Genomic DNA, 22,195 nt, shown 5'->3' with positions numbered 1-22,195 from the left:
AGACAGAACATGACTCCACACCAGGGCGCCAATTCCAAGCCGGCCAAGACCTCCGCAAGTGACAGGGCGGCAGCAACCGACCACACGGCAAGGGCGATCGTCGCCGCCGAGAAACTCGCGCGCGACAGGAAGACCGAAAAGCTCAAGGCACAGCGCCTTGAGCGCGCCGCGGCCGAACCGGCCGTGGATGCGGCGCCATCCAAGCCGCCGCGAAAATCGCAACGCGTGTAATCGCAAGCGCCCGGCAACGTAGGGCGCCAGGGTCGGTTCTTCCGAAACGGAAGAGATCCGCCCGCCGCGGCCAGTCGCTCATGCGAACAATCAAGACGGACGACCACATGCTTCATACCTTCGCACGCAGGATCCGACGCTATGACTATGCGCCGGTAGCCATCAGGCTATCGCTTGCCTTTTCCCTGCTCTTCGTCGTGCTGATGATCCTGAACGGACTTCTTTGGTAGACGGCGCTGCGCCGTCTTCGGCCGCGGCCATCACGCCGCCACGGAGCGCTTCCATTGTTGCGTCGACGCGGCGACCGGAGGCAGACTGCGGGCAGATTCGCGGGCTCCGGCTTTTCGCCGGCCGCCTGCCAACCTCTCACCCTCAGCGCCGCGCGTCTCTTGTCAGTCACGCAAAGATCGCTGTAACACTTTGATTTTTTGCATGCCTTTCTCCTGTATCGAGGACGATCCAGGGAGACAGGCACGGACGGGGCGCCCCATGCCACTTCATATCGAAACGCCGCTCATTCAATCCCTTCCGCTCGGCCTTGCCGTAGGGCAAGACGTCTGGCTGAAGATGGAGGCGCTGCAGCCGCCGGGTTCGTTCAAGATCCGTGGCGTCGGTGCAGCCTGCGAACACCACGCGCGCGCCGGCAAACGGCGCTTCGTCTCCTCCTCCGGCGGCAATGCCGGCATGGCGGTCGCCTATGCCGGGCGCCAGCTTTCGATCCCGGTTTCGGTCTATGTTCCGGAAACGACCACGGAAAGGGCGAAGGCGCTGATCCGCCAGGAGGGCGCCGACGTCATCGTGCATGGCGCCGCCTGGGATGAAGCCAACGCCAAGGCCCTTGCCTCCCTCGACGAGGACTCCGCCTTCATCCATCCCTTCGACGATCCGCTGCTTTGGACCGGTCACGCGACCATGATCGACGAGGCCGTCAAAGCCGGCCTCACCTTCGATGCGGTGGTGCTGTCGGTCGGTGGCGGCGGGCTCTTTGCCGGCGTTGCCGAGGGGCTTCAGCGCAACGGGCTCGGCGACGTGCCGATCCTTGCCGTCGAGACCGAAGGAACCGCCTCACTCGCCGCCTCCATCGAAGCGCGGCAACTGGTGGCGCTTCAGGCCGTCAACGGCATCGCCACTTCGCTCGGCGCAAGGCAGGTGAGCCAGCACGCCTTCGAACTCAGCCAGACGCGCCCTGTCGAGAGCGTCGTCGTCAGCGACGCGGAGGCCGCCCAAGCCTGCATCCGCTTCCTCGACGACCACCGCGTGCTGGTCGAGCCCGCCTGCGGCGCCGCTCTGGCCGTCGCCTACGCCCACGCCAACCGGCTGGCACGCTTCAAGCGCATCCTCATGATCGTCTGCGGCGGCGCGACGACAACGGTCGAGCGGCTGCAGGCCTGGCAGGAATTCTGATCGGGCGGCCCTATCGATGGGATCTGAAAAGGACGGAAGCCGGGGCGGATACCCCGACTTCGGCACCCGCAGATCCCGGCAGAAGCAAGCTTCACACCTTTACTGCCGCGACAGATACACCTTCATGCGCGCCGCCATGTCCTCGACCGCCTCGCCGCTGACGTCGACCAGTGCTTTCTTCACAGTGCCGGTGAACGGGTACGGCGCCCTGTAGGCGGTATCCATGGTCGGCGATCCGGAATCCGCGCCGACGCACACGCCTGCAGCGAGCCCCAGCGAAATCGGGATCGTCACGGGTAAGTCACCGGTGCCCGTCTGCTTGCCGTCGACGAACAGCTTGATGTTGGCCGGCACGCCCTTGCCCTTGGCGACGTCGGCCTTGCCCGTCGGCGTGAATTCGAAGCTGAAGATGTGGTCGCCCTCGGGAATGGCCGTATCCGACTGCACCTTGAAGCGCTGGTCGGCGACATAGTTGTAGCCATAGATTAGCTTGCCATCCTGCACGTAGAACGAAAAGCCGCCATCGACGCCGCCCATGGAGATAAGCACGCCCTCGGCGCCGCCTTTCGGCACGCTTGCCTCCACCGAAATCGAATGGGCGACATTAACGAGATAGGGCGCCGCACTGCCGGGCACGACCTGGGTATCCGGGTAGTAGATGTATTTTTTCCGGCGGGCGGAGATCTGCGGCCGCTCGTCGGCGAAACGCGCGGTGCCACGGCTGTCGATCGGCAGCACGTTGTACTTACCCGCCTCGACATACCACATGCCGATCATCGCGATCAGCCGGTCACGCTCCGTATCGGCGAGGTTCTTCGTCTCGGAAAAATCCTCCTTGAGGTTGTAAAGTTCCCATCCCTTGGCATCGAGCTCGATCAGCTTGTCGTAGGAGATCGGCGCACCGAAAGTCAGGCCCGATTCCGTGAAAGATGTTCCGGGCCAGGGGCACACTGCCCGCCATCCGTCGTGATAGAGCGAGCGGTGGCCGAACATTTCGAAATACTGGGTGATGTGCAGCGACGGTGCATTGGCGTCGTCGAACGAGGATTTGAGGCTGAAGCCCTGGATCGGCGACTGGGTGACGCCGCGGATTTGCGTCGGCGGATCGATGCCGAGCGCATCGAGTACGGTCGGCACCATGTCGATCGCGTGGCAGTACTGGCTGCGGATTTCGCCTTTTGCCTTGATGCCCTTCGGCCAGGTGATCATGAACGGATCGGAGACCCCGCCGCGGTAGGTTTCGCGCTTCCAGCGCCGGAAAGGCGTATTGCCGGCATGTGTCCAGCCGAAGGCGTAGTGGTTGAAATATTTCGGCCCGCCGAGATCGTCGATCGCGGCCAGGTTCTGCTTGATGTCGTCGGGCACGTTGTTGAAGAACTTGCCCTCGTTGACCGAGCCGTTCGGCCCGCCTTCGGCACTGGCGCCATTGTCCGAGACCACCATGATCAGCGTGTTCTCGTATTCGCCCATGTCCTTCAGGAAGGCGATCAGTTCGCCGATGTAATGGTCGGTATGCTCAAGAAAGCCGGCAAACACCTCCATCATCCGCGCAAACAGCCGCCGCTCGTCGGCCGAAAGCTTCTGCCAGTCCTGCACATCTGGATCATGTCGCGACAGCACGGTATTGGCCGGAATGATGCCGATCTCCTTCTGTTTGGCGAAGACCTTCTCGCGATAGGCGTCCCAGCCGTCGTCGAACTGGCCCTTGTACTTGTCGGCCCATTCCTTCGGCACGTGATGCGGCGCGTGCATGGCACCCGGCGCGAAATACATGAAGAACGGCTTGTTGGGCGCGACCTGCTTCGAGTCCGCGATCATCGCCTTGGCTCTCGCCAACAGGTCCGGCGTCAGGTGGTAGCCCTCCTCCGGCGTTTTGTCCGGTTCCGTCTGGCTGTTGTCGCGCACGAGCTCCGGATAATACTGGTGGGTATCGCCGCCGAGGAAGCCGAAGTAGCGCTCGAAGCCGCGCCCCAGCGGCCAGCGGTCATAGGGCCCGGCAGCCGATGTCTGCTCGGCCGGCGTCAGGTGCCATTTTCCAAGAGCATAGGAATTGTAACCGTTCTGCTGCAGGATTTCCGAGAGAAAGCCGTTCTCGAACGGGATCTGGCCGTTCGCCCCCGGAAAGCCCTCCGATCCCTCGGTGATGCAGGCCATGCCGTTGGAATGGTGGTTTCGCCCGGTGAGGAAGCAGGAGCGCGACGGCGAGCAGAGCGCTGTCGTGTGCATGTTGCTGTAGCGCAGGCCGTCGGCGGCCAGCGCATCCAGGTTGGGCGTGCGGATCGGGCTGCCATAGCAGCCGAGCTGGCCGAATCCGGTGTCGTCGAGGACGATGAAAAGCACGTTCGCCGCCCCTTCCCGCGCCCGCACGGGTGCCGGCCAGGCCGGCTGCGACACGTCGAACGTGCGCCCGATGACGCCGGAGAACGCCTGCCCCGGCGGGTATTCCTTCAGCTCCGCCGATGCCGGCGAAGCGCTCAGTCCTGCGGTTGCGGCAATCGCCGTACTGCCGAGCAAAACGCCACGACGCGTGAGTTTGATATCGTCACTCATCAGCTTTCCTCCGGGTCCGGTCATGCTTGAACGAAGCGTATGGGGAATGCGAAAGACTGCGCGCGCGATGGGCGTCGACGCCGAGTGTTGTTTAGCACAGACTAAACTTTTGATCTATGCCGAGCCCGTCCGTGGCCATGCAGGTCCACGCGCCGAGCCCGTCGCCAAACGAAAAAAGCCGGGGCACTGCCCCGGCTCTCTTCATTCGACCATTCGATAAGGCTTAGTTCTTCGCCTTGTCGACCAGCTTGTTCTTGCCGATCCAGGGCATCATGCCGCGCAGCTTGGCGCCGACTTCCTCGATCTGGTGGCTGTCGTTGACGCGGCGGATGCCCTTGAAGCGGGCGGCACCCGACTTGTATTCCTGCATCCACTCCGAGGTGAACTTGCCGGTCTGGATGTCCTTGAGGACGCGCTTCATCTCAGCCTTGGTTTCTTCGGTGATGATGCGCGGACCCGTGACGTATTCGCCCCACTCGGCCGTGTTCGAGATCGAGTAGTTCATGTTGGCGATGCCGCCTTCATAGATCAGGTCGACGATGAGCTTCACTTCGTGCAGGCACTCGAAATAGGCCATTTCCGGAGCGTAGCCGCCTTCGACCAGCGTTTCGAAGCCGGCGCGGATGAGCTCGACGAGACCGCCGCACAGAACGACCTGTTCGCCGAAGAGGTCGGTTTCGCACTCTTCCTTGAAGTTGGTTTCGATGATGCCCGAACGGCCGCCGCCGACGCCGCAGGCGTAGGAGAGCGCGAGGTCAAGGGCGTTGCCCGAAGCGTCCTGGTGAACGGCAACGAGGCAGGGAACGCCGCCGCCCTTCTGGTATTCGCCGCGAACCGTGTGGCCCGGGCCCTTCGGCGCGATCATGACGACGTCGAGCGAAGCCTTCGGCTCGATGAGGCCGAAGTGAACGTTGAGGCCGTGGGCGAAGGCGATCGCAGCGCCGTCACGGATGTTGCCGGCGATTTCAGCCTTGTAGATTTCGGCCTGCAGTTCGTCCGGCGTCGCCATCATGATGAGGTCGGCCCACTTGGCGGCTTCCGCAACCGAGAGAACCTGGAGACCGTCGGCCTCGACCTTGGCAGCCGTTGCCGAGCCCGGCTTCAGCGCGATGCGGATTTCCTTGGCGCCGGAATCCTTCAGGTTCAGCGCATGGGCGCGGCCCTGGCTGCCGTAGCCGACGATGGCGACCTTCTTCGACTTGATCAGGTTGATATCGGCATCACGATCGTAATAGACGCGCATTGTTGTGGTCCTTCCCGTTGTTTGTCAGTCGTTTAAGCGAGGTTCCCCTCGCCGTTACCTTTTCGTGCCGTAAAGCGCGAGAAAGGCGGAAACCGCCTGCTCCGCCTTGCGGCCAAAACCTTGTCTCATCTCCTCGGCTTCTTCGCCGAGCAGCATTTTCAGATGCCAGTCGGAGACGATCAGCCCATAGAGCGCGCCATAGGCCTCCTCGGCATCGTCGAACGTCAAGAGCCCCGCCTTGCGGCCGGCTTCGAGCAGTGCTGCCGCGCGGCGGCCGATCTGCCGGCGTCCGCGCTCCTGCAGCATGTGGCCGAGCTTGGAGCCGTCGCGGCTCGCCTGACCGATCGCGAGACGATTGAGCGCCAGCGACACGTCGCCGGCGAGAACCTCCAGCAGATCCTTGGCAAAGACGATCAGATGGCGCTTTAGGCTCTCGGCATCGAGCGCGCGGGCGGCAACGTCTTGCGTGCGCACCTTGCTCGCCTGGAAGCCGATCATCGCCGAGATCAGCCCATCGCGATCGCCGAACCACTTGTAGAGGCTTTCCTTGGAGCAATTGGCCGCGCGCGCGATGCCGGCCGTCGTCAGCGCCTTTTCGCCGCCGTCGACGAGAAGTCGCAATGCCTGCTCGAGAACGGCGCCCTGACGTTCCGTCAGCCCCTCCCCGGCATTCGCCTCCCTCATCGCTACAGTCATCTGCACGCTGCCTCGCCCCAATCAGTACCGTACGGTACGGTTCGCATTCTTCTAGTGAAGCCTCAAAGAAGCGTCAAGACGATTCTCAAGAAGCGGCAAAATTTCGGCAGTGACGGTGAAAGGCGGGGCCGATAGGCAGGACGACTTAAGGGAGAGACGCCAACGGTGCCGCCGCTTGGGGATGAAATCGCGGCCGCTGCCGCGTATCGCCAGCAACATCTCGCCTCGCGGGAATGCGGGAAAATCCAACTGGGTCTCGGTCTTTCCGAGATTCCTACCATGAGACGGAACGGAAAGGCCACCCTATATAGCCAAGACTAGCGCGGCAGCGATAAAAACGAGCGAAAACAATGCAAATCCAACCCTGTTTTTATCGTCTGATAGCTCCCAACGGTGCGCTTTCGTATCCCAGAGGTTCCACTTGATCTGGATGAAGGTACCGAGGAGAAGCATGACGGTCGGGAAAGCACGTAGCACGCCCGCGGCAAATGCCTGTGCCACGCGCCGGACAAATCAAGTTATGTACGGAGTTCAACGCATGCAGCAGCCAGCCCTCGGTATCCTGATTGGCGGAACCTCGCATGTCGGCAAATCGACATTGGCGGGAACCCTGGCCCGTTCGCTTAGCCGCGAGCTGATCTCGACGGACGCGCTCGGTCGTCATCCCGGCCGGCCCTGGCCTTCGCTGCGCCCTGAGGTCGCCGAATACTATGCCAGCCTGACCGACGAGACGATCCACTGGTTCCTGAAGGTGCACCACGAAAACATGTGGCCGCGCATCCGCCAGATCATCGATAGCCATCAGGAGCGTGGGCAGCCCTTCGTGCTGGAGGGTGCAGCGCTGCGGCCGGAATATGTCGCCGCACTCGAACCCGGCAGCATCATCGCCCTTTTTCTCCATGCGGACGACGATTTCCTGCGCCGGCGGATGATGGACGAAGCCCGCCGTGACGAAGCGTACGATGAGAAGGCCGCGATCATCGAAAAATTCATCGAGCGTTCGCTCCGCGAAAACAGGGAAATGCTGGAGGCTGCCCAAACCGCCAACATCCGGTGTATCGATGTCGCAGTGCCGGGCGCGCTCGACGCTTTGTTGACGGAGTTTTCGGCGGGTTGACCGACGAGATCGGCCACCCACTCCCTACATGCGCCGCACCGGCTCCATCCCGAGAAGCTCGAGACACTTGCCAATGACCCTTGCGACCAGCTTGCAGGTGGCAAGCCGTCCCGACGGGTCGTCAGCCTTCAGCACCGGGCAATCCGCGTAGAAGCGGCTGAAGGCGTCCGCCACCTGGTAGGCCCGATCGGCGATTTCGAACGATTCGAGATGGTGCGCCGCCTGTGAAAGCGCATGCGGATACCAGAGGCATTCGATCAGCACGGCGCGCTCGGAGGGATGGCTGATCGAGACGGTCTCGGCCGGAACCATGCCCGCCTCCGCCGCCTTGTCGAGGATCGATGCGATCCGCGCGTAAGCGTATTGAAGATACGGCCCGGTCCGCCCCTCGAAGGAGGTCATCCGGTCGATGTCGAAAACATAGCCCGTGTTTCGCGGCGTCGAGAGGTCGGCGAACTTCAACGCGCCGAGCCCCACGGCCACGGCCGCCTGACTGTCAGCAACCTTTTCCGACGACTTGGCGAGCGCCAGATCGATCATGTCGGCGAGCGAGGCCGCGGAGCCGTCACGGGTCTTGAAGGGCTTGCCGTCATGGCCGCGAACGGTGCCGAAAGTCGCGTGCCGCAACGTGACGCCATCGGCATAGCCTGCCGCCCGCGCCGCCGCAAAAACGCTGGCAATATGCAGCGCCTGCCGGTCGTCGGTGCAATAGACGATCTGCCTTGCACCGAGATCACGCACCCGCTGGCGCAGCGTCGCCAGATCCGTCGTGCCGTAAAGCGCCGCGCCGTCACTCTTTTGAAGAAGCAGGGGCGGCGCATTGTCGGGAAGTCCGTCACCGGCGACATCGATGACAAGGGCACCGTCGCTCTCGCGCGCCAGCCCGCGGACTGTCAGATCCTCGAGCATGGGGGCGACTTCCGCATGCGCATCGCTCTCCCCCTTGATCAGGTCGAAATGCGCGCCAAGCATCGCCGCGGTAGCCGAAATCGACGCGAGCGAAATCGCCCGCATCCGCGCCCAGGCCTCAGCCAGAAGCGGATCGCCGTCCTGCAATCTTGTGGTCAGCATCCGCGCATGCGCAAGCGCAGTCTCGTCCTCGCAGGCAGCATTGCCCGCCTTGTAAAGACTGCCGAGCGCATCGACGGTCATGGCATCGAAGGCGCGCGGATCGATGAAGGGTGCGGGATCGCCGGCCTTCCATCCCGCGGCTTCAGCCGCACCCAGCAGAAGCTTGCCCATCTGCAGGCCCCAGTCGCCGAGATGGATGTCGGACACCACCTCATGGCCGATCTCCAAGAGGATACGCCGCAGGCTTTCCCCGATGACGAAGGATCTGAGATGGCCGACATGCAGCGCCTTGGCGACATTGGGGCCGCCAAAGTCGATGACCGTGCGCAGCGGCTCGGCCTTCTCGGCGGCAAGCGTGGCATCGGCCAGCATCGCGCTCGCCTCGGCAGCGATGGCCGCATCGGTCAGCCGGAAGTTGACGAAGCCCGGACCGGCGACGGATACATCCTCGAAAGCAGCGCCCCGGACCGCCTTTGCGACTTCAGCCGCAAGCGCGCGCGGGTTCCCGCCGGCGGATTTCGCCAGCCGCATCATGTCGTTGCATTGGAGATCGCCGAATTCGGGCCGTGTCGACCGGACGATGGCGGGAGAGGCATCAATGCCGATCAACTCATAGGCGGAGGCAAGTGCGGTAAGGGCTGCCGATGTGACGGACATGGGTCATTTCCTGAAATTGCATGAGGAAGGGTGCGCGGAAGCGTTGAGAGCTTCAGCGTCGCCGTCCTGCAATTTTCAGTACCATGTTCATGGCAGACCTCTAAAGTGAAGCCTTCAATAGACCGTGCGGTCGCCGCTGGCAATCCTGGCCGTATGCGTCATTTCCAGCCCCGCATCGTCTCCTCGATGAAAGCCGCAACCGCCGCGACGCTCGGTACCCGTGCGCGCTCCGGGTGCATCATCAGGTAAACCGGACGCTCGGCGGTGGCATCCGGTTCGTCCACCGCCTCGAAGCGCGGGTCGCGTGAGCCCGAGACGTCCGGCAGCATCAGTTCGGCGCCGAGCGAAAGGGCAGCCTCCATCAGGATCTCCAGCTTGTCGGCCGTCAGCGCCACGCGGGCATCCGGGCGCAGCCGGTCGAGCGCTTGCATTTCCGGCACATGCGCCAGTGTCGAGCCGTAGCGCACGACCGGGCAAGGCCCTGCCCCCTGGCCCTTGGGCCGGAACAGCCGGAAACGCAGCGTGCCAAGGCTTTTCACCCGCACGCTGTCCTCGCCGGTGCGTGCCATGCGGATGGCGATGTCGGCCTCGCGGCGCTCGATGCTGAGCATCTGGTTGTCGGCAACAAGATCGAGCGTCAGGCCCGGATGGCGCTGTTCGAGGCGGGCAAGCGCCGGCGCCAGGATGGCGCTCAGGACGACGCCGATGCTGGTCACCCGGACCTGGCCCTTCAGTTCCGCTGTCCGCCGCAGAAGTGTGGCAAGCGACAGCGAGGCCTCCTCAGAGATCGTCCTGAGGCGCTCGACGACGGGAGCCAGCACCGGCGTCGGCGTCAGCCGGCCATCGATGCGGTCGAACAGTGCGGCCCCCACCCGCCGCTCCAGCGCCGCAAGCCTTCGCGACACCGTCGTCTGGTCGACGCCGAGCGAGCGCGCCGCCTGGCTGAGCGTCGCGCCACGCACCAGATGATCGAGCAGTTCGAGATCTGCCCATCCCCCTGCATTCATGCAGATCCTCCTCCGAAAACTTCGGATCACTCTGCGCTGACGCAGCCGCTAAGATCAAGCCCATAGACAGACCGCTTCGACGAACCAAACCCAGAGGCCATGGCCCCGGAGCCAACGCCCAGCCAGGGCCGACGTCCACCGACCCGCCTTCCACGAACCCATTTCGACCCTCGCGCGCTTGAAACAAGGAGCCTTCCGATGTCCGATTCCGCCCCCGCTGCAACCCTCTTCACCCTTGCCGGCGTCACGCTCGCCCCGCCGCCGCTTGGGCAGGCGACGCTGGTCCTGATCGACTACCAGAACGAATATCTGGCCGGCCCCGTTCGCCTCGTCGAGCCGGAAGCGGCGATCGAAAAGGCGCGCCAACTGCTGGTCGCCGCCCGCGCTGCCGGCGCAAAAATCATCCATGTCGCTCATAGAGGAGCCGCCGGCGGCATGTTCGACAGGACGGCGCATCGCGGCGCCATCGTCGATGCGCTGACGCCAATCGCGGGCGAAGCCATCGTCGAGAAGATCCGGCCTAATGGCTTCTCGGACACCAACCTCTCGGAAATCATCGGCCCGGCCGGGACACCCGTCATCTTCGCCGGTTTCATGACCCACAATTGCGTGTCTTCGACGGCGCGCGCCGCCAAGGATCTCGGCTACGGCATCACCATCGCCGCCGATGCCTGCACCACCCGCGACCTGCCATCGGCAAGCGGCACGATTTCAGCGCGCGCCCTGCATGAGGCCGAGCTCGCGGGCCTTGCCGACCACCACGGCGCAGTCGTCGACGTCGCCGAGCTGATTGCGCCGCGGGGCTGATAGACCCGTCATTCCCCTTTGAAAACGGGGCGCCCGCAACCGCGGGCGCCTTTGTCCTGCCATGCAGATGGCGAAGATTACGAAAATATAATGATCTCAATGCTTTTCGCCGCGTCCATTCGCTTCTATTTTTGAACCTGTCCATTTTTGGCATCGGCGATGCCGGTTAGGCGCAAGCGATGAACAAGACAGCCAAGACGGCGCGAGCCGATACCACGCCCCGCGACGATGCGGCGCCCAACATAACCTTCATTCCCGGTGCGGTGAAGACGGTAAAGCGCAAGCGCCGCGCGCGGTCCTGGCTGTGGCTGCCGGTCATCCTCGCCGTCGCCGGCGCCGGCTATTACGGCTGGACGCGCTACGGCGAAAACCCGGCCTCGACCGCAATGGTGACCGAGGTGGTGGCCCGCGGCGACATCGAAAACAACGTCACCGCCGTTGGCACGCTGGACGCGGTCAATTCCGTCGATGCCGGCGCTCAGGTCTCCGGCCAGCTGAAGGCGCTGCATGTGGCGATCGGCGACACGGTCACGCAAAATCAGCTCGTCGCCGAGATCGATCCGGCCACGATCGAAAACCGCATCGAGATCGACCAGGCGGAGCTAGCCAACCTCCAGGCGCAGCTGATTTCCAAGAGGGCGCAGCTGGTTTTGAAACAGGCCAATATCGAGCGGCAGCGCAACCTCGTCGATACCCGAAGCGTGGCGCAGTCCACGCTCGACCAGGCGATTGCCGATCTCGCCGCCGCCGAAGCCGACGTCAACGCCATCGAGGCGCAGATCCGCAAGCAGCAGGCGACGCTCGCCGGCGACAAGGTCGATCTCGGCTATACCAAGATCTATGCCCCGATCTCGGGCACCATTGTCGCCAACCCGGCCAAGGCCGGCCAGACGCTGAACGCCAACCAGACGACGCCGACCATCGTCACCATCGCCGACCTTTCGACCATGACGGTGAAGGCGCAGGTATCGGAAGCAGATGTTACCCGGCTGAAGGTCGGCATGGATGCCTATTTCACCCTGCTCGGCCAGCCCGGCAAACATTTTGCCGGCAAGCTTCGCCAGATCCAGCCGATGCCCGACACTGCCAACAACGTCGTGCTCTATTACGCACTCTTCGACGTGCCCAATCCCGAGGGTGAGCTGATGATGTCGATGAGCGCCCAGGTGTTTTTCGTGCAGGCCGCCGCCAAGGATGTGCTGATCGTTCCGAGCGGCGCCCTGAGCCACCCGGCCAAGGGTACCGGAGATGCAACCGGCCAGGACGGCAGCCGGCGCGACGGCCAAAGGAACGGGACCGGAAGCGAGCCCCGCAAGGCGCAGGTGACGGTCGTCACCGCCTCGGGCGCGCTCGAAACCCGCGACGTCGAAGTCGGCATTCGCAACCGCGTTAGCGCCGAGATCAAGAGCGGCCTCGAAGAGGGCGAGAAAGTCGTCGTCAGCACCGGATCGACCGGCAGCGGCAACACCCGCGACAACAGAAACCAGCGCGGCATGCGCATGCCGCCGATGTTCTGATCAGGGCTTAGAGACTGGCCATGACCCCGCTCATCTCGCTCAAGCACGTCAGCAAGACCTATTTCAACGGCGACCTCGCCGTCGAGGTGCTGCACGGCCTGTCGCTCGATATCGAGGCCGGCGAGTTCGTGGCGATCGTCGGCCAGTCCGGCTCCGGCAAGTCGACGCTGATGAACATTCTCGGCTGCCTCGACCAGCCGACCGGCGGCGACTACCTGATCGACGGCGAAAGCGTCGCGACCCTCGACAGCGACGAGCTCGCCGCCCTTCGCCGCCGCACCTTCGGCTTCGTCTTCCAGAGCTACAACCTCATCCCGACGGCAAGCGCCAAGGAAAACGTCGAGGTGCCCGCCGTCTATGCCGGCATGTCGGCGCGCGACCGGCACGACCGCGCCGAGGCGCTCTTGGAAGCGCTGAAGCTCGGCGAACGCCTCGACCACCGGCCGAGCCAGCTCTCCGGCGGCCAGCAGCAGCGCGTCTCGATCGCCCGCGCGCTGATGAACGGCGGCCGGGTAATCCTTGCCGACGAGCCGACCGGCGCGCTCGACAGCCAGAGCGGCTCGGACGTGATGGCGCTCTTGCGCGACATGAACGGTGAGGGCCACACGGTCATCGTCATCACCCACTCGCGCGAGGTCGCCGAGCAGGCCGACCGGCTGATCGAGATCCATGACGGCCGCATCGTCGCCGACCGCGCCAAGAAGGCCCGTGTGAACGCCGAGGGGGCTGCCGCCCTCGCCCGCCATGTCAGCGAAGGCTCGGCCGCGATCGCCGACGTCACCGAAGCGGTCAAGATGGCGTTCCGGGCGTTGAAGGCCAATCTCTTCCGCACCATCCTGACGCTGCTCGGCATCGTCATCGGTGTCGGCTCCGTGGTCGCGATGCTCGCCATCGGCACCGGCGCGCAGGATTCCGTCCTGAGCCGCATCTCGTCAATGGGCTCGGACCTGCTCGTTGTGCGCCCGAGCATGGCGAATTTCCGCGGCAGCGCCGGCGGAAGCAACGTGACGCTGGTACCAGCTGACGCGGACGCGATCCTCGAAGTGCCGAACGTCGCCTTCGCCGTCCCGGAGATGACGAGTTCCGTCACCCTTCGTCGCGGCAATGTCGACTATCAGACGACCGCCAACGGCACCGTGCCGCAGTTTACGACGGCCAAATCCTGGAAGATCGCCAAGGGCGAGTTCATCAACCAGAACGACATGGAGACCTATGCGCCGGTCGCCGTGCTCGGCCAGACGGTGGTGAAAACGCTCTTCCCCGATGGCGACAACCCCGTCGGCCAATATGTGCTGGTCAACAAGATCCCCTTCCAGGTGATCGGCGTGATGGCGGAAATGGGCGCCACCTCCTTCGGCAACGACCAGGACGACGTGGTGCTGGTGCCGCTTTCGACCGGCAGCATCCGCCTCTTCGGCCAGCGCAACATCCGCACCATCACCGTTCAGGTGAAGGACGGCTCGGCGATCGACATCACCCAGCAGACGATCCAGGCGCTGCTCGACCAGCGCCACAAGCGTCAGGACACGCAGATCACCAACATGTCCTCCGTGCGCGAAGCCTTTACCGAGACCTCGAACACGCTGAAGCTGTTCCTCGCCTCGGTCGCCGCGATTTCGCTACTCGTCGGCGGCATCGGCGTCATGAACATCATGCTCGTCTCCGTCAGCGAGCGCACCCGCGAGATCGGCGTGCGCATGGCGACCGGCGCCCGCCAGCGCGATATCCTGCTGCAGTTCATCATCGAGGCGCTGGTCGTCTCGGCGATCGGCGGCACGCTCGGCGTCGCGCTCGGGCTCGGCACCGGCGCGCTCGCCGGCCAGTTCGGCATGCCCGTTTCCTTCACCTTCGGCCCGGTGGCGCTCGCCTTTGCCTGCGCCTTCCTGACCGGCCTCGTCTTCGGCTTCCTGCCTGCCCGCAACGCCTCGCGGCTGCAGCCGGCGGTGGCGCTGAGCGCGGACTAGGCGAGAGCAACGGCCTGCCCGTCAACCGGTAGACAAGGACCGCAACACCACCCAAGATGGCAGGCACTACACGCTTGGGGGGATGATTCGCGATGTGGAAGGCTTTTGCCGTTGTTTACTGCCTGCTTGCGACGTTCGGCATGGTGTTCGGCGGCTATCTGGTGGCGACCCGCGCCATGCTGGCGTCTACCATCGGTCTTGGCCTTGCCAGCGTGATGTTCGTGATGGTGTTTCTGATCACCGTCGGGCTCGTCGCCTACGCCTTCAAGCTGAATGTCCCACCCTATGGGCTCTGGCGGCCATTGAGCTGGCTCGCCGGCGTTTATCAGTTGCTGGTGTCGCTGCTCAGCGTCCTGCGGTTTGTAAAGATGTTTTCCGCCGCCCCGGCTGGGAGCGACCTTGGCGTCACGAACCTGATCTGGCTGATCCTCATCCTCGCCCTCAACTATTTCAGCTGGCTCGGCGTCTGGCGCTATGGGCAGCGCATGGCGCAGCAGCCGGCGCAAGCGCGCTAGAGGCAAGCGTTGCAGGATCTATTCCAGGCCGGTGTGGATCCTGCGGCAAAACCCCGTTCCTGCTGAGAACGGACGAAGCATTCTGGTTGGGAGATACGTGTCGCGTGGTGGAAGGCGTTTGCCGTTCTTTACGGGCTGATTTTCGTTTTCATGCTGTCATTGGCTTTCGTCACGCTACCCCCTGAAATCGCTTCGCAGCTGTCGTCCGCCGACCGGGCCCTGTTCTATGCGGGCCTGGCCCGTGGAATTTGCCGCCATGATTGGCGTCTTTGCCTACGCCTTGGACCTGAGGATCCCGCCCTTGTCATTTTGGCGGCCATTCAGCTGGGTTCTCGCCTGCTGGTACCTCTACACGTCCGGGGCCAAGGCCTGGGATCTCGTCACCAGCCCCCAGCCCGGAGACGGAGGCCTGCTGTCGGCCTCCCTCGGTTTGCTGTTCCTGCTCCTTCTCAACTATTTCGGCTGGCTGGGCGTCTGGCGCTATGGCCGCCGCATAGCGCAGCAACCGGCCGCCATGGCCTAGCGGCGACACGCAGGCCGCTTGGCCTTGCGACGACCTGACCCGCCGAACGATGGACAAGGCGCCCATCACCGCCGAAGCTGCCACCAACGCAGATACAGGATGATTCGCGATGTGGAAGGCATTTGCAATTTTCTACGTGCTCAGCCTTGCTTTCGGCCTGGTCATAGGCGCGACGCTGCTCCTGGGCCTGTGGGACGAGATGGCATACGGGATCAAGATCCTCGGCGGCGTCAGCCTGGTCATGGCGCTGGCAACGGCGGTCGGCCTTGTCGCTTACGCCTTTGACCTGCAGGTCCCCCCCTTCGGGTTCTGGCGGCCCTACAGCTGGCTGCTCGGCATCCTTCTCGGCGGGCTGTCGCTGATCAGCGTCGTGCGATTTGCCGGCCAGTTCGAAGGCGGTGACGATCTTACCCCTCTGCTCTGGCTGTGCCTGTCGCTTCTCGTCAACTATTTCAGCTGGCTCGGGATCTGGCGCTACGGCCGCCGGGTGAAGGCGATCGCGGGCTAACCCGAGAACCGAGCTGTACCCTTCGTTGCGGCAGGAAAGACATGCTCAACCTCGTCCTCTACAGCGACCAGATCGTCCCCGCCTGTGCGGCGATCGACCTCAGGTTCGTGGAGATGGTGGCGGCACACGGCGCCGGAAAACGCATCGCCTATGTCGCCTCCAGTCCGGAACCGGAACGCGACTTCTTCCTCGCCGGGCAGGCCTATTACGGCAGGCTGGGTCTCGATCTCGCGCTGTTCTTCGATCTGGACGAACCGCATTCGGCAGGCGACATTGCGGCGCTCTTCGCCTCGGACGCCATTCACCTCGCAGGCGGTCACACCGGCGGCTTTCTCCAACGGCTGAAGCGAAGCGGCATGCTCGGGCCGCTCAGCGACTGGGCACGGTCCGGCGGCATCCTGATCGGCGTCAGCGCCGGCGCCATTCTCATGGCCCCGACGATCGCGACCGATGCGCTCTTCATCGGCGAACGGCCCGAGGACATCGAGGACGGGGCTGCACTCGGTCTCACGCCCTTCGAGTTCTTCCCGCATCTCGGCGACGACGACAGCTACCTGCCCGCGCTCTTGCGCTACAGCCTGTCGACGCCGCGACCGATCCTTGCCTGCAACGACAGCGACGGCATCGTCGTGTCGGGCGGGCGGATCGAGTGTTTTGGCGAGCCTCTATGGATCGCCGCGGGCGCCCCGCGGCCGCCGACGGAGCACCTGCTCCAGGGCTTCATGCGGATACAGATGCCATGACGGACCTGCAGACGACCATCCTGAAGAGCCCGCTATTGGTTCCGATCCTGGATCGCTGGGACCGGATTGCCCTGCCCGACGCATGGCTGGCGGCCGGCGCGATCGCTCAGACCGTCTGGAACCATGCCTTCGCCTTGCCGCCGACGCACGGCATCGGCGATATCGACATCGTCTATTTTGACGGTGACGACCTCTCGGAAGAGGCGGAGGCCGCGCATGCGAAGCGGATCGGCGGCCTGTTTGTGGACCTGCCCGTGCGGATCGACGTCAAGAACGAAGCGCGCGTCCACCTCTGGTACGAAGGAAAGTTCGGCGCGCCGATCAGGCCCTATCGATCGACGCGCGACGCGATCGCGACATTTCCGACGACTGCAACCGCTATCAGCCTTCGCCCGTCCCGGGACGGACTGGAGATCTGCGCTCCTTTCGGCCTTGAAGACCTGCTCACACCGATCGTGCGCGCCAACAGGAGCCAGATCACCCGCGCCATCTACGAGCGCAAAGTTTAACGGTGGCGCGCCCTTTGGCCAGGCCTTGCGATCGAAAGCTGGGACCTGTAGCCGGCTTGAGGCGAGACGCTCCTGCGACGACCGCTCGCGCCGCTTGCGGCCGTGCGCGGGCTGAAACCGCTACATCGCACCGGCCCGCGCAGCTTCCGCATGCCGGACGGCAATCGACCCTTCGCGCACCGGCAGCGGCGCGGCCTTGCGCCGTCCAAGCTTCGCCTCCGCCTCCGTCAGGCCGATATCGGCAAGCTGCTCCGCATCGAGGTCGCGCAGGTGTTGCAATTGCCAGTACCGCGAGCGCGGCGAGGCAACGAGATAAAGACCGAGTTCCCGGATCATGTCGATCATCCATGTTTCGTTTCCAACCATGGACACAGTCTGCCCCTCGACATCTCCTAAAAGAAGCTTAGCATTCCTATTCCACACATAAGAGAAACTTTTGATAACAAGAGAAACCCGGGCATGAGTGCGCTTGATCTCGACTATCTCAAAACCTTCGCGCTGGTCGCCGAACTCGGCAGCTTTTCGGCCGCGGCCGAGCGCTTGGGTCTGACCCAGCCGGCGGTCAGCCTGCAGGTGCGGGTGCTGGAAAAGCAGCTCGGCGTGCGCCTGGTCGAACGGGTCGGCCGCAGGGCGCGGCCGAGTGCGGCCGGCGAGGAACTGCTTGATCATGCCGGCAGCATCGAGGCCGCCACCAGCCGGGCGATCGAGGCCGTCGCCCGCCACGCCAAGGGCGTGCTCGGCCGCGTCCGGCTCGGCACCGGCGCCACCCCTTGCGCCTTCCTGCTGCCGCCGCTACTGGCCGACCTCAAGCGCCGCTTTCCCGATCTAGACATCACCGTGACGACGGGCAACAGCGCCGACATCGTCCGTGCGGTCGACGAAAACGTCATCGACATCGGCCTCGTCAGCCTGCCCGTCTCCGGCCGCATCTTCGACATCACCCCGCTCTTCGACGAGCACTTCGTGGCGATTGCGCCGCTTGGGACCGCCCTGCCCGATAACGTCACGCCCGCAATGCTCGCTGAACGGCCGCTGATCCTCTACGAGCCCGGCGCCAACACGCGAAGGATCACCGACGAATGGCTGGCGACCTCAGGCACGGCCGTCAAGCCGGTGATGGCGCTCGGCAGCGTCGACGCGATCAAGGAGATGGTCGCCGTCGGGCTCGGCTCGGCCCTGGTCCCGGAAATCGCCCTTCGCCCCGGCGACCGGGAACGCCTGGTGGTGCGCCCCGTCACCCCAACGCTCTTCCGCCGCTTCGCCCTGGTGCTTCGAAGCGACAAGCGGCTCGACCGGGCTCTGCGCGAAACGCTCGCCGCCCTGAAGACGACGGCGACGCTTGGACAGGCTGACATCAAGCCCTAAACCCTTTTTAAGCCTAGCGACGACGGACGGGCTGTCGAAGCATGCCGGAGCCTGAACGATGTAGCACTTGACCTCATCGTTTAGTTTTGGTTTGGCCATTGATCTGTCAAAGTCCGTCAAAGGAGCAAGAAGTGACGAAGTACGATCCCGATAGATTGAAACTCCGCATCCAGGGACGCGGCCTGAACACATGGAACTGGCAGTTGCTGCTCGATGGCAAGCAGATCGTCAAATCCGGAACCATCTCGGGCTCGAGACGCAATGCCGAAGTCGCGGCCGAGGCCGTCTTGCGCGATATGTCGACTGCGCCGGACAAAGACTAAGCAGGTCGAAGCTGGCAGGCGCCGCATGCATGCGCACTCTGCACTCTGGCGATCTCGGGCTTCTGGTTGGCTGCATCGACCATGGCCCGAACGCCGGCAGCATCTGCGCCCTAACGTCTGGCTACTCCGGCGAACGCCTCGACGTGATGTCACAGATGACGAACACCGGGCGGCCAGTCGATCCGCTGACCGCGATGGCGAAGGCAAGACGATCAACGTCAAAAAAACGACGATGTCGTCGGCAGGCGGCTCTCGACTTGATGTTCCGACCTCTTTCCTCTCCTGAGGGCGCAAGTTCAGACATCGGGGCAAGAAATGGAAGGTTTGCTTCAGTTCCTTGGAGACATCTTGGGCAACTTGGTATCGGGCAATCCCTCGAAATCGACAGCTGTGCGCTGGGCTGAACGCACGGTTATCACGATCGTAACGATGCTCATCGCGCTCGTCTTGCATAGGACGTACTTCGATTGACGCCCTGGCATCGTTCGCTTTCGCGACTTCCGTCCTTGCTGCTGTGCCGTCGGCGCCAGCCGTAAAGCAGTCTACCGTCAAGATCGCCGGCCAGATTGAAGTAGCCGAAGGGGTTTCGCGAGGCCTTGGCGCAAAGAGCAGGAACACACCGTAGGCCAAGGGCTACCGCAATCAGTGACACTAGAAAGGGCGACTTCGGCCGCCCTGATTTTTTGGCACAATTCTGCAAGGGCGTGAGGCGGTGACGTCCTCTCTAAGGCCCGGCGCGTTTTCGTTCTCATCGAGGTCCGCGATCAGAACGGCCTGGGTGCGCGAGCCGCACACGTCAGATCTCATGTCGCCGATGTCCAGATCCGCTTCGATCCGCACTGCGCCGCAATGGCAGCTGCCGCTCTCGGTCTTCAGCATCCTTCCCTCCCTCCTTGTCGACCCGGGCTATGCTGCAGGAGCGATTGAAAATCTGCGCCGTCACAATCACCGATCGGAAATCGGGTGGGCGCTGATGCCCGCCGGCAGTAGTCAGGGCGCCTCAATCAAGAGAAGGGAAAAGTCCATGACCATGCTGCAAGACAAGATCGTGATCGTCACCGGTGCGTCCTCCGGCATCGGCCGCGCGGTCGCGAGACTCTTTGCCGCCGAGGGCGCGAAGATCGTCGCCAACGCTCGCGGTGAAGAGCAGCTCGACGCCGTCGTCGAAGCGATCCGCGAGGACGGTGGCGAAGCGATCGCGGTTGGCGGCGATGTCACCGCGGAAGACACCCATATCCGGCTGGTGGAAGCGGCGCTCAAGCATTTCGGCGGCCTTGACATCGCCGTCAACAATGCCGGCGCCGTCAACGTCATGAAGCCGGTCGCCGAGATCACGCTTGAGGAATGGCAGCAATCGCTTGCCACCAATCTCACCTCCGCCTTCCTCGGCGCCCGCCACCAGATCCCGGCGATGCTTCAGCGCGACGGCGGCTCGCTGGTCTTCACCTCCACCTTCGTCGGCACCAGCGTCGGCATTCCCGGAATGGCCGCCTATGGCGCGGCAAAGGCCGGCCTGATGGGCCTCGTCAAGGGCATCACCGCCGACTATGGCGCCAAGGGCATCCGCGCCAACGCGCTCCTTCCGGGCGGCGTCGACACGCCAGCGGCCGGCAGCAAGGAGAACAAGGAATGGGCGGCCGGCCTGCATGCGATGAAGCGCATCGCCCAACCGGAGGAAATCGCCCAGGCCGCCCTCTTCCTGTCCGGCCCGATGGCAAGCTTCGTCTCGGGCGCCGCGCTCTTTGCCGATGGTGGCAACGCAGCGGTCAAGTGACGACAGCCGAAGCGCCGGGGAAACTGTTCCCCGGCGCGACCGCATGCCAGGCAAGCCTATCCGCCGGCGGTCGCCGCTGCTGCCTTTCGGCGCCCCTCACACCGGTATCTCCGTCGTCTCCTTGCCGGTGCGGATCACGAAGGCGGTGTAATAGCGCGCGACGTTGGTTTCCTCGCGAAACAGCCGCTCGGTCAGCGCGTCAAGCTCGTCCATGTCTTTCAGTCGCAGCATCAAAATGGCGTCGGTCTCGCCGCTGACGCTATAGGCCTGGACCACCGCCGGCTCCCTGGTCGCCATGTCGAGAAAACGGCGGATATATTGCTCGCCGTGGCGCTCGAGTTCGACGGTGATGATCGCCTTCATGGTGCGACCGGCCTTGACCGGATTGAGAACCGCGACGATGCGGTCGATGACACCCGTCTCATGAAGACGCCGGATGCGGCGCAGGCAGCTCGAAGGTGACAGGCCGACCTCGGCCGCGAGCTCGGCATTGGTGCGCGACGCATCCTGCTGCAGGAGCCTCAAGAGCTTGCTGTCGATCTTGTCCATGTTCATCCCCGTTTCGGCCTCACGCAATTTTATTGCACAAAAGTGCATATTTTGACCACAACTGCGAAGCGCCTCGCGTTAGTCCTTGGACAACAAATTCAAGGAGAGACCGCCATGCCCGTTCTGATCATTTTTTACCGCAAGACACTCGCCACGCTCGAAGTCTACTGGGACCTGGTGCGCATCATCGTTCCCGTCACCATCGCCACCCATGTGCTGCAGGAACTCGGCGTCATCCGCGCCGTCGCGCCGGTTTTCGAGCCGCTGATGACGATCGTCGGCCTGCCGCCGGAGTTTGCCTTTGCCTGGCTGACGGGCCTGCTCGTCGGCATCTGGGGCGCAGTGGTGGTCGTCTTCACGCTGGTGCCGGTGTCGGAGCTGACGACCGCCGACATGACGGTGTTTTCGGCGCTGATCCTGGTAGCGCACGCGATCCCGATCGAGCAGCGCATCATCCAGAAGGCCGGCCCGAGCTTTCTCGCCACCGCCGTGATCCGCATCGGCGGCGGCCTGGTCTTCGCAGCGCTGCTGCACCAGATCTTCGCGCTGACCGGCTGGCTTTCGACGCCGCTGGCGCCGAGCTGGATACCGGCGAACGAAACGGCCACCTGGACCGGTTTTGCGTGGAGCACGCTGAAGACCCTTGCCACCATGCTCGTCGTGCTGCTCTCGCTGAGCTGGCTGATCGAGATCCTGAAGCTTGTCGGCATTCTCGGCTGGCTGAACCGGGGCATGGCGCCGCTCTTCCGTCTGGCCGGCATCCGGTCGCAAACGGTCCCCTTCACCGCCGTCGGCGTGCTGCTCGGCATTTCCTATGGCGGCGCGCTTCTGATCCGCGAGGCGCGCGAGGCCAACGTCGAGCCGCGCCAGGTCTTCCTCGCCTGCGTCTTCATGGGCTTCACCCATAGCCTGATCGAGGACACGCTGGTGGTCGTGGCACTGGGCGCGGATTTCGCCAGCGTCTTCTTCGGCCGGCTGGTTTTCGCCATCATCGCCACCGCGATCATCGCCCGGGTGGTCGCTTCGGCGCCGGACGCCGTGTTCTTCCGCTCCTTCTTCCGCAAGGACGGCGGCGAGCCTGCCCTGTCGGAGGCTTGAAGCCTGCAATCGAGGCGCGGCGGC

The 22,195-nt window shown here is 64.0% G+C and carries 24 protein-coding genes and 1 pseudogene; 16 read left to right on the top strand and 9 right to left on the bottom strand.

The features are described 5' to 3' along the window. Nucleotides 1-9 precede the first annotated feature (9 nt). The 3 genes from JVX98_RS09465 (at nt 10) to JVX98_RS09460 (ending at nt 1,635) form a co-directional block, all read left to right on the top strand. Complete coding sequence (locus tag JVX98_RS09465; RefSeq protein WP_043612665.1) at nt 10-231, top strand: hypothetical protein; 222 nt, start codon at nt 10-12, stop codon at nt 229-231. A 107-nt stretch (nt 232-338) separates the two neighbouring features. Then, nucleotides 339-461, top strand: a complete 123-nt coding sequence (locus JVX98_RS32525; protein ID WP_256364274.1) for a hypothetical protein — start codon at nt 339-341, stop codon at nt 459-461. Nucleotides 462-720: 259 nt separating this feature from the next. Next, nucleotides 721-1,635, top strand: a complete 915-nt coding sequence (locus tag JVX98_RS09460; RefSeq protein WP_205238417.1) for a pyridoxal-phosphate dependent enzyme — start codon at nt 721-723, stop codon at nt 1,633-1,635. A gap of 99 nt (nt 1,636-1,734) precedes the next feature. Here JVX98_RS09460 and JVX98_RS09455 read toward each other — a convergent pair whose 3' ends face one another. From JVX98_RS09455 to JVX98_RS09445, 3 genes are all read right to left on the bottom strand, one after another. Beyond that, complete coding sequence (locus tag JVX98_RS09455) at nt 1,735-4,185, bottom strand: arylsulfatase (protein ID WP_205238416.1); 2,451 nt, start codon at nt 4,183-4,185, stop codon at nt 1,735-1,737. Nucleotides 4,186-4,408: 223 nt separating this feature from the next. Continuing rightward, nucleotides 4,409-5,428 (bottom strand): ketol-acid reductoisomerase, encoded by a 1,020-nt coding sequence (gene ilvC, locus JVX98_RS09450; protein ID WP_034792899.1) that lies wholly within the window; start codon nt 5,426-5,428, stop codon nt 4,409-4,411. 54 nt (nt 5,429-5,482) lie between these two features. Continuing rightward, nucleotides 5,483-6,130, bottom strand: a complete 648-nt coding sequence (locus JVX98_RS09445) for a TetR/AcrR family transcriptional regulator C-terminal domain-containing protein (protein ID WP_192446633.1) — start codon at nt 6,128-6,130, stop codon at nt 5,483-5,485. Nucleotides 6,131-6,662: 532 nt separating this feature from the next. Between JVX98_RS09445 and JVX98_RS09440 the strand changes: the two genes are divergently transcribed. After that, nucleotides 6,663-7,241, top strand: a complete 579-nt coding sequence (locus tag JVX98_RS09440; RefSeq protein WP_205238415.1) for an AAA family ATPase — start codon at nt 6,663-6,665, stop codon at nt 7,239-7,241. A gap of 24 nt (nt 7,242-7,265) precedes the next feature. Here the strand turns inward: JVX98_RS09440 and argS are convergent, their stop codons facing one another. Both argS and JVX98_RS09430 read right to left on the bottom strand, forming a co-directional pair. Continuing rightward, entirely contained in the window at nt 7,266-8,969 is a 1,704-nt protein-coding gene (gene argS / locus JVX98_RS09435; RefSeq protein WP_205238414.1) for an arginine--tRNA ligase, read from the bottom strand. Nucleotides 8,970-9,127: 158 nt separating this feature from the next. After that, nucleotides 9,128-9,976, bottom strand: a complete 849-nt coding sequence (locus tag JVX98_RS09430) for a LysR family transcriptional regulator (protein ID WP_205238413.1) — start codon at nt 9,974-9,976, stop codon at nt 9,128-9,130. Nucleotides 9,977-10,174: 198 nt separating this feature from the next. On the opposite strand from JVX98_RS09430, the gene JVX98_RS09425 reads away from it, so the two are divergent. The 8 genes from JVX98_RS09425 to JVX98_RS09390 all read left to right on the top strand — a co-directional run bounded on the left by JVX98_RS09425 (nt 10,175) and on the right by JVX98_RS09390 (nt 17,062). After that, complete coding sequence (locus JVX98_RS09425; RefSeq protein ID WP_205238412.1) at nt 10,175-10,783, top strand: cysteine hydrolase family protein; 609 nt, start codon at nt 10,175-10,177, stop codon at nt 10,781-10,783. Between the two features lie 179 nt (nt 10,784-10,962). Further along, nucleotides 10,963-12,300 carry an efflux RND transporter periplasmic adaptor subunit gene (locus JVX98_RS09420; RefSeq protein WP_205238411.1) on the top strand — a complete coding sequence of 446 codons (1,338 nt, stop codon included), beginning with the start codon at nt 10,963-10,965 and terminating at the stop codon, nt 12,298-12,300. Between the two features lie 20 nt (nt 12,301-12,320). Beyond that, nucleotides 12,321-14,264, top strand: coding sequence for a MacB family efflux pump subunit (locus JVX98_RS09415; protein WP_205238410.1), 1,944 nt, complete (start codon nt 12,321-12,323; stop codon nt 14,262-14,264). Nucleotides 14,265-14,356: 92 nt separating this feature from the next. Then, nucleotides 14,357-14,779 carry a hypothetical protein gene (locus JVX98_RS09410; RefSeq protein ID WP_192446640.1) on the top strand — a complete coding sequence of 141 codons (423 nt, stop codon included), beginning with the start codon at nt 14,357-14,359 and terminating at the stop codon, nt 14,777-14,779. Nucleotides 14,780-15,080: 301 nt separating this feature from the next. Continuing rightward, nucleotides 15,081-15,302 carry a hypothetical protein gene (locus JVX98_RS09405; protein ID WP_205238409.1) on the top strand — a complete coding sequence of 74 codons (222 nt, stop codon included), beginning with the start codon at nt 15,081-15,083 and terminating at the stop codon, nt 15,300-15,302. Nucleotides 15,303-15,411: 109 nt separating this feature from the next. Continuing rightward, on the top strand, nt 15,412-15,810 hold the full coding sequence (locus JVX98_RS09400) for a hypothetical protein (RefSeq protein ID WP_205238408.1): 399 nt from the start codon (nt 15,412-15,414) through the stop codon (nt 15,808-15,810). A 41-nt stretch (nt 15,811-15,851) separates the two neighbouring features. Beyond that, entirely contained in the window at nt 15,852-16,553 is a 702-nt protein-coding gene (locus tag JVX98_RS09395) for a Type 1 glutamine amidotransferase-like domain-containing protein (RefSeq protein ID WP_205238407.1), read from the top strand. Continuing rightward, entirely contained in the window at nt 16,550-17,062 is a 513-nt protein-coding gene (locus JVX98_RS09390) for a nucleotidyltransferase family protein (protein ID WP_205238406.1), read from the top strand. The genes JVX98_RS09395 and JVX98_RS09390 overlap by 4 nt, the downstream gene beginning before the upstream one ends. Before the next feature lie 120 nt (nt 17,063-17,182). On the opposite strand, the gene JVX98_RS09385 is transcribed toward JVX98_RS09390, so the two are convergent. Continuing rightward, nucleotides 17,183-17,407, bottom strand: coding sequence for a DUF1127 domain-containing protein (locus JVX98_RS09385; RefSeq protein ID WP_192446645.1), 225 nt, complete (start codon nt 17,405-17,407; stop codon nt 17,183-17,185). Nucleotides 17,408-17,521: 114 nt separating this feature from the next. On the opposite strand from JVX98_RS09385, the gene JVX98_RS09380 reads away from it, so the two are divergent. Continuing rightward, the gene (locus tag JVX98_RS09380; protein WP_205238405.1) at nt 17,522-18,427 is read left to right on the top strand and encodes a LysR family transcriptional regulator; all 906 of its coding nucleotides are present in this window, start codon (nt 17,522-17,524) and stop codon (nt 18,425-18,427) included. Here the strand turns inward: JVX98_RS09380 and JVX98_RS32660 are convergent. Next, nucleotides 18,410-18,526 (bottom strand): annotated as a pseudogene (locus JVX98_RS32660) (DUF2280 domain-containing protein); the annotation flags it as partial. The gene JVX98_RS09380 and the pseudogene JVX98_RS32660 sit on opposite strands and share 18 nt — an antisense overlap. Before the next feature lie 32 nt (nt 18,527-18,558). Between JVX98_RS32660 and JVX98_RS09370 the strand changes: the two are divergent. Further along, nucleotides 18,559-18,750, top strand: a complete 192-nt coding sequence (locus JVX98_RS09370) for a hypothetical protein (protein ID WP_156134222.1) — start codon at nt 18,559-18,561, stop codon at nt 18,748-18,750. Between the two features lie 651 nt (nt 18,751-19,401). Here the strand turns inward: JVX98_RS09370 and JVX98_RS09365 are convergent. Then, nucleotides 19,402-19,629: a hypothetical protein gene (locus tag JVX98_RS09365; protein ID WP_205238404.1), complete on the bottom strand. Its 228-nt coding sequence runs from the start codon at nt 19,627-19,629 to the stop codon at nt 19,402-19,404. Between the two features lie 145 nt (nt 19,630-19,774). Here JVX98_RS09365 and JVX98_RS09360 point away from each other — a divergent pair, with 145 nt between their 5' ends. Continuing rightward, nucleotides 19,775-20,524 (top strand): SDR family oxidoreductase, encoded by a 750-nt coding sequence (locus JVX98_RS09360; protein WP_205238403.1) that lies wholly within the window; start codon nt 19,775-19,777, stop codon nt 20,522-20,524. Between the two features lie 96 nt (nt 20,525-20,620). On the opposite strand, the gene JVX98_RS09355 is transcribed toward JVX98_RS09360, so the two are convergent. Continuing rightward, on the bottom strand, nt 20,621-21,073 hold the full coding sequence (locus tag JVX98_RS09355; RefSeq protein ID WP_205238402.1) for an Lrp/AsnC family transcriptional regulator: 453 nt from the start codon (nt 21,071-21,073) through the stop codon (nt 20,621-20,623). 114 nt (nt 21,074-21,187) lie between these two features. Between JVX98_RS09355 and JVX98_RS09350 the strand changes: the two genes are divergently transcribed. Next, complete coding sequence (locus tag JVX98_RS09350; RefSeq protein ID WP_205238401.1) at nt 21,188-22,171, top strand: nucleoside recognition protein; 984 nt, start codon at nt 21,188-21,190, stop codon at nt 22,169-22,171. Nucleotides 22,172-22,195 lie beyond the last annotated feature (24 nt).

Origin of the sequence: Ensifer sp. PDNC004 (assembly GCF_016919405.1) — a bacterium.
Taxonomy (GTDB): domain Bacteria; phylum Pseudomonadota; class Alphaproteobacteria; order Rhizobiales; family Rhizobiaceae; genus Ensifer.
This window is presented reverse-complemented; position numbering and strand designations above follow the sequence as displayed.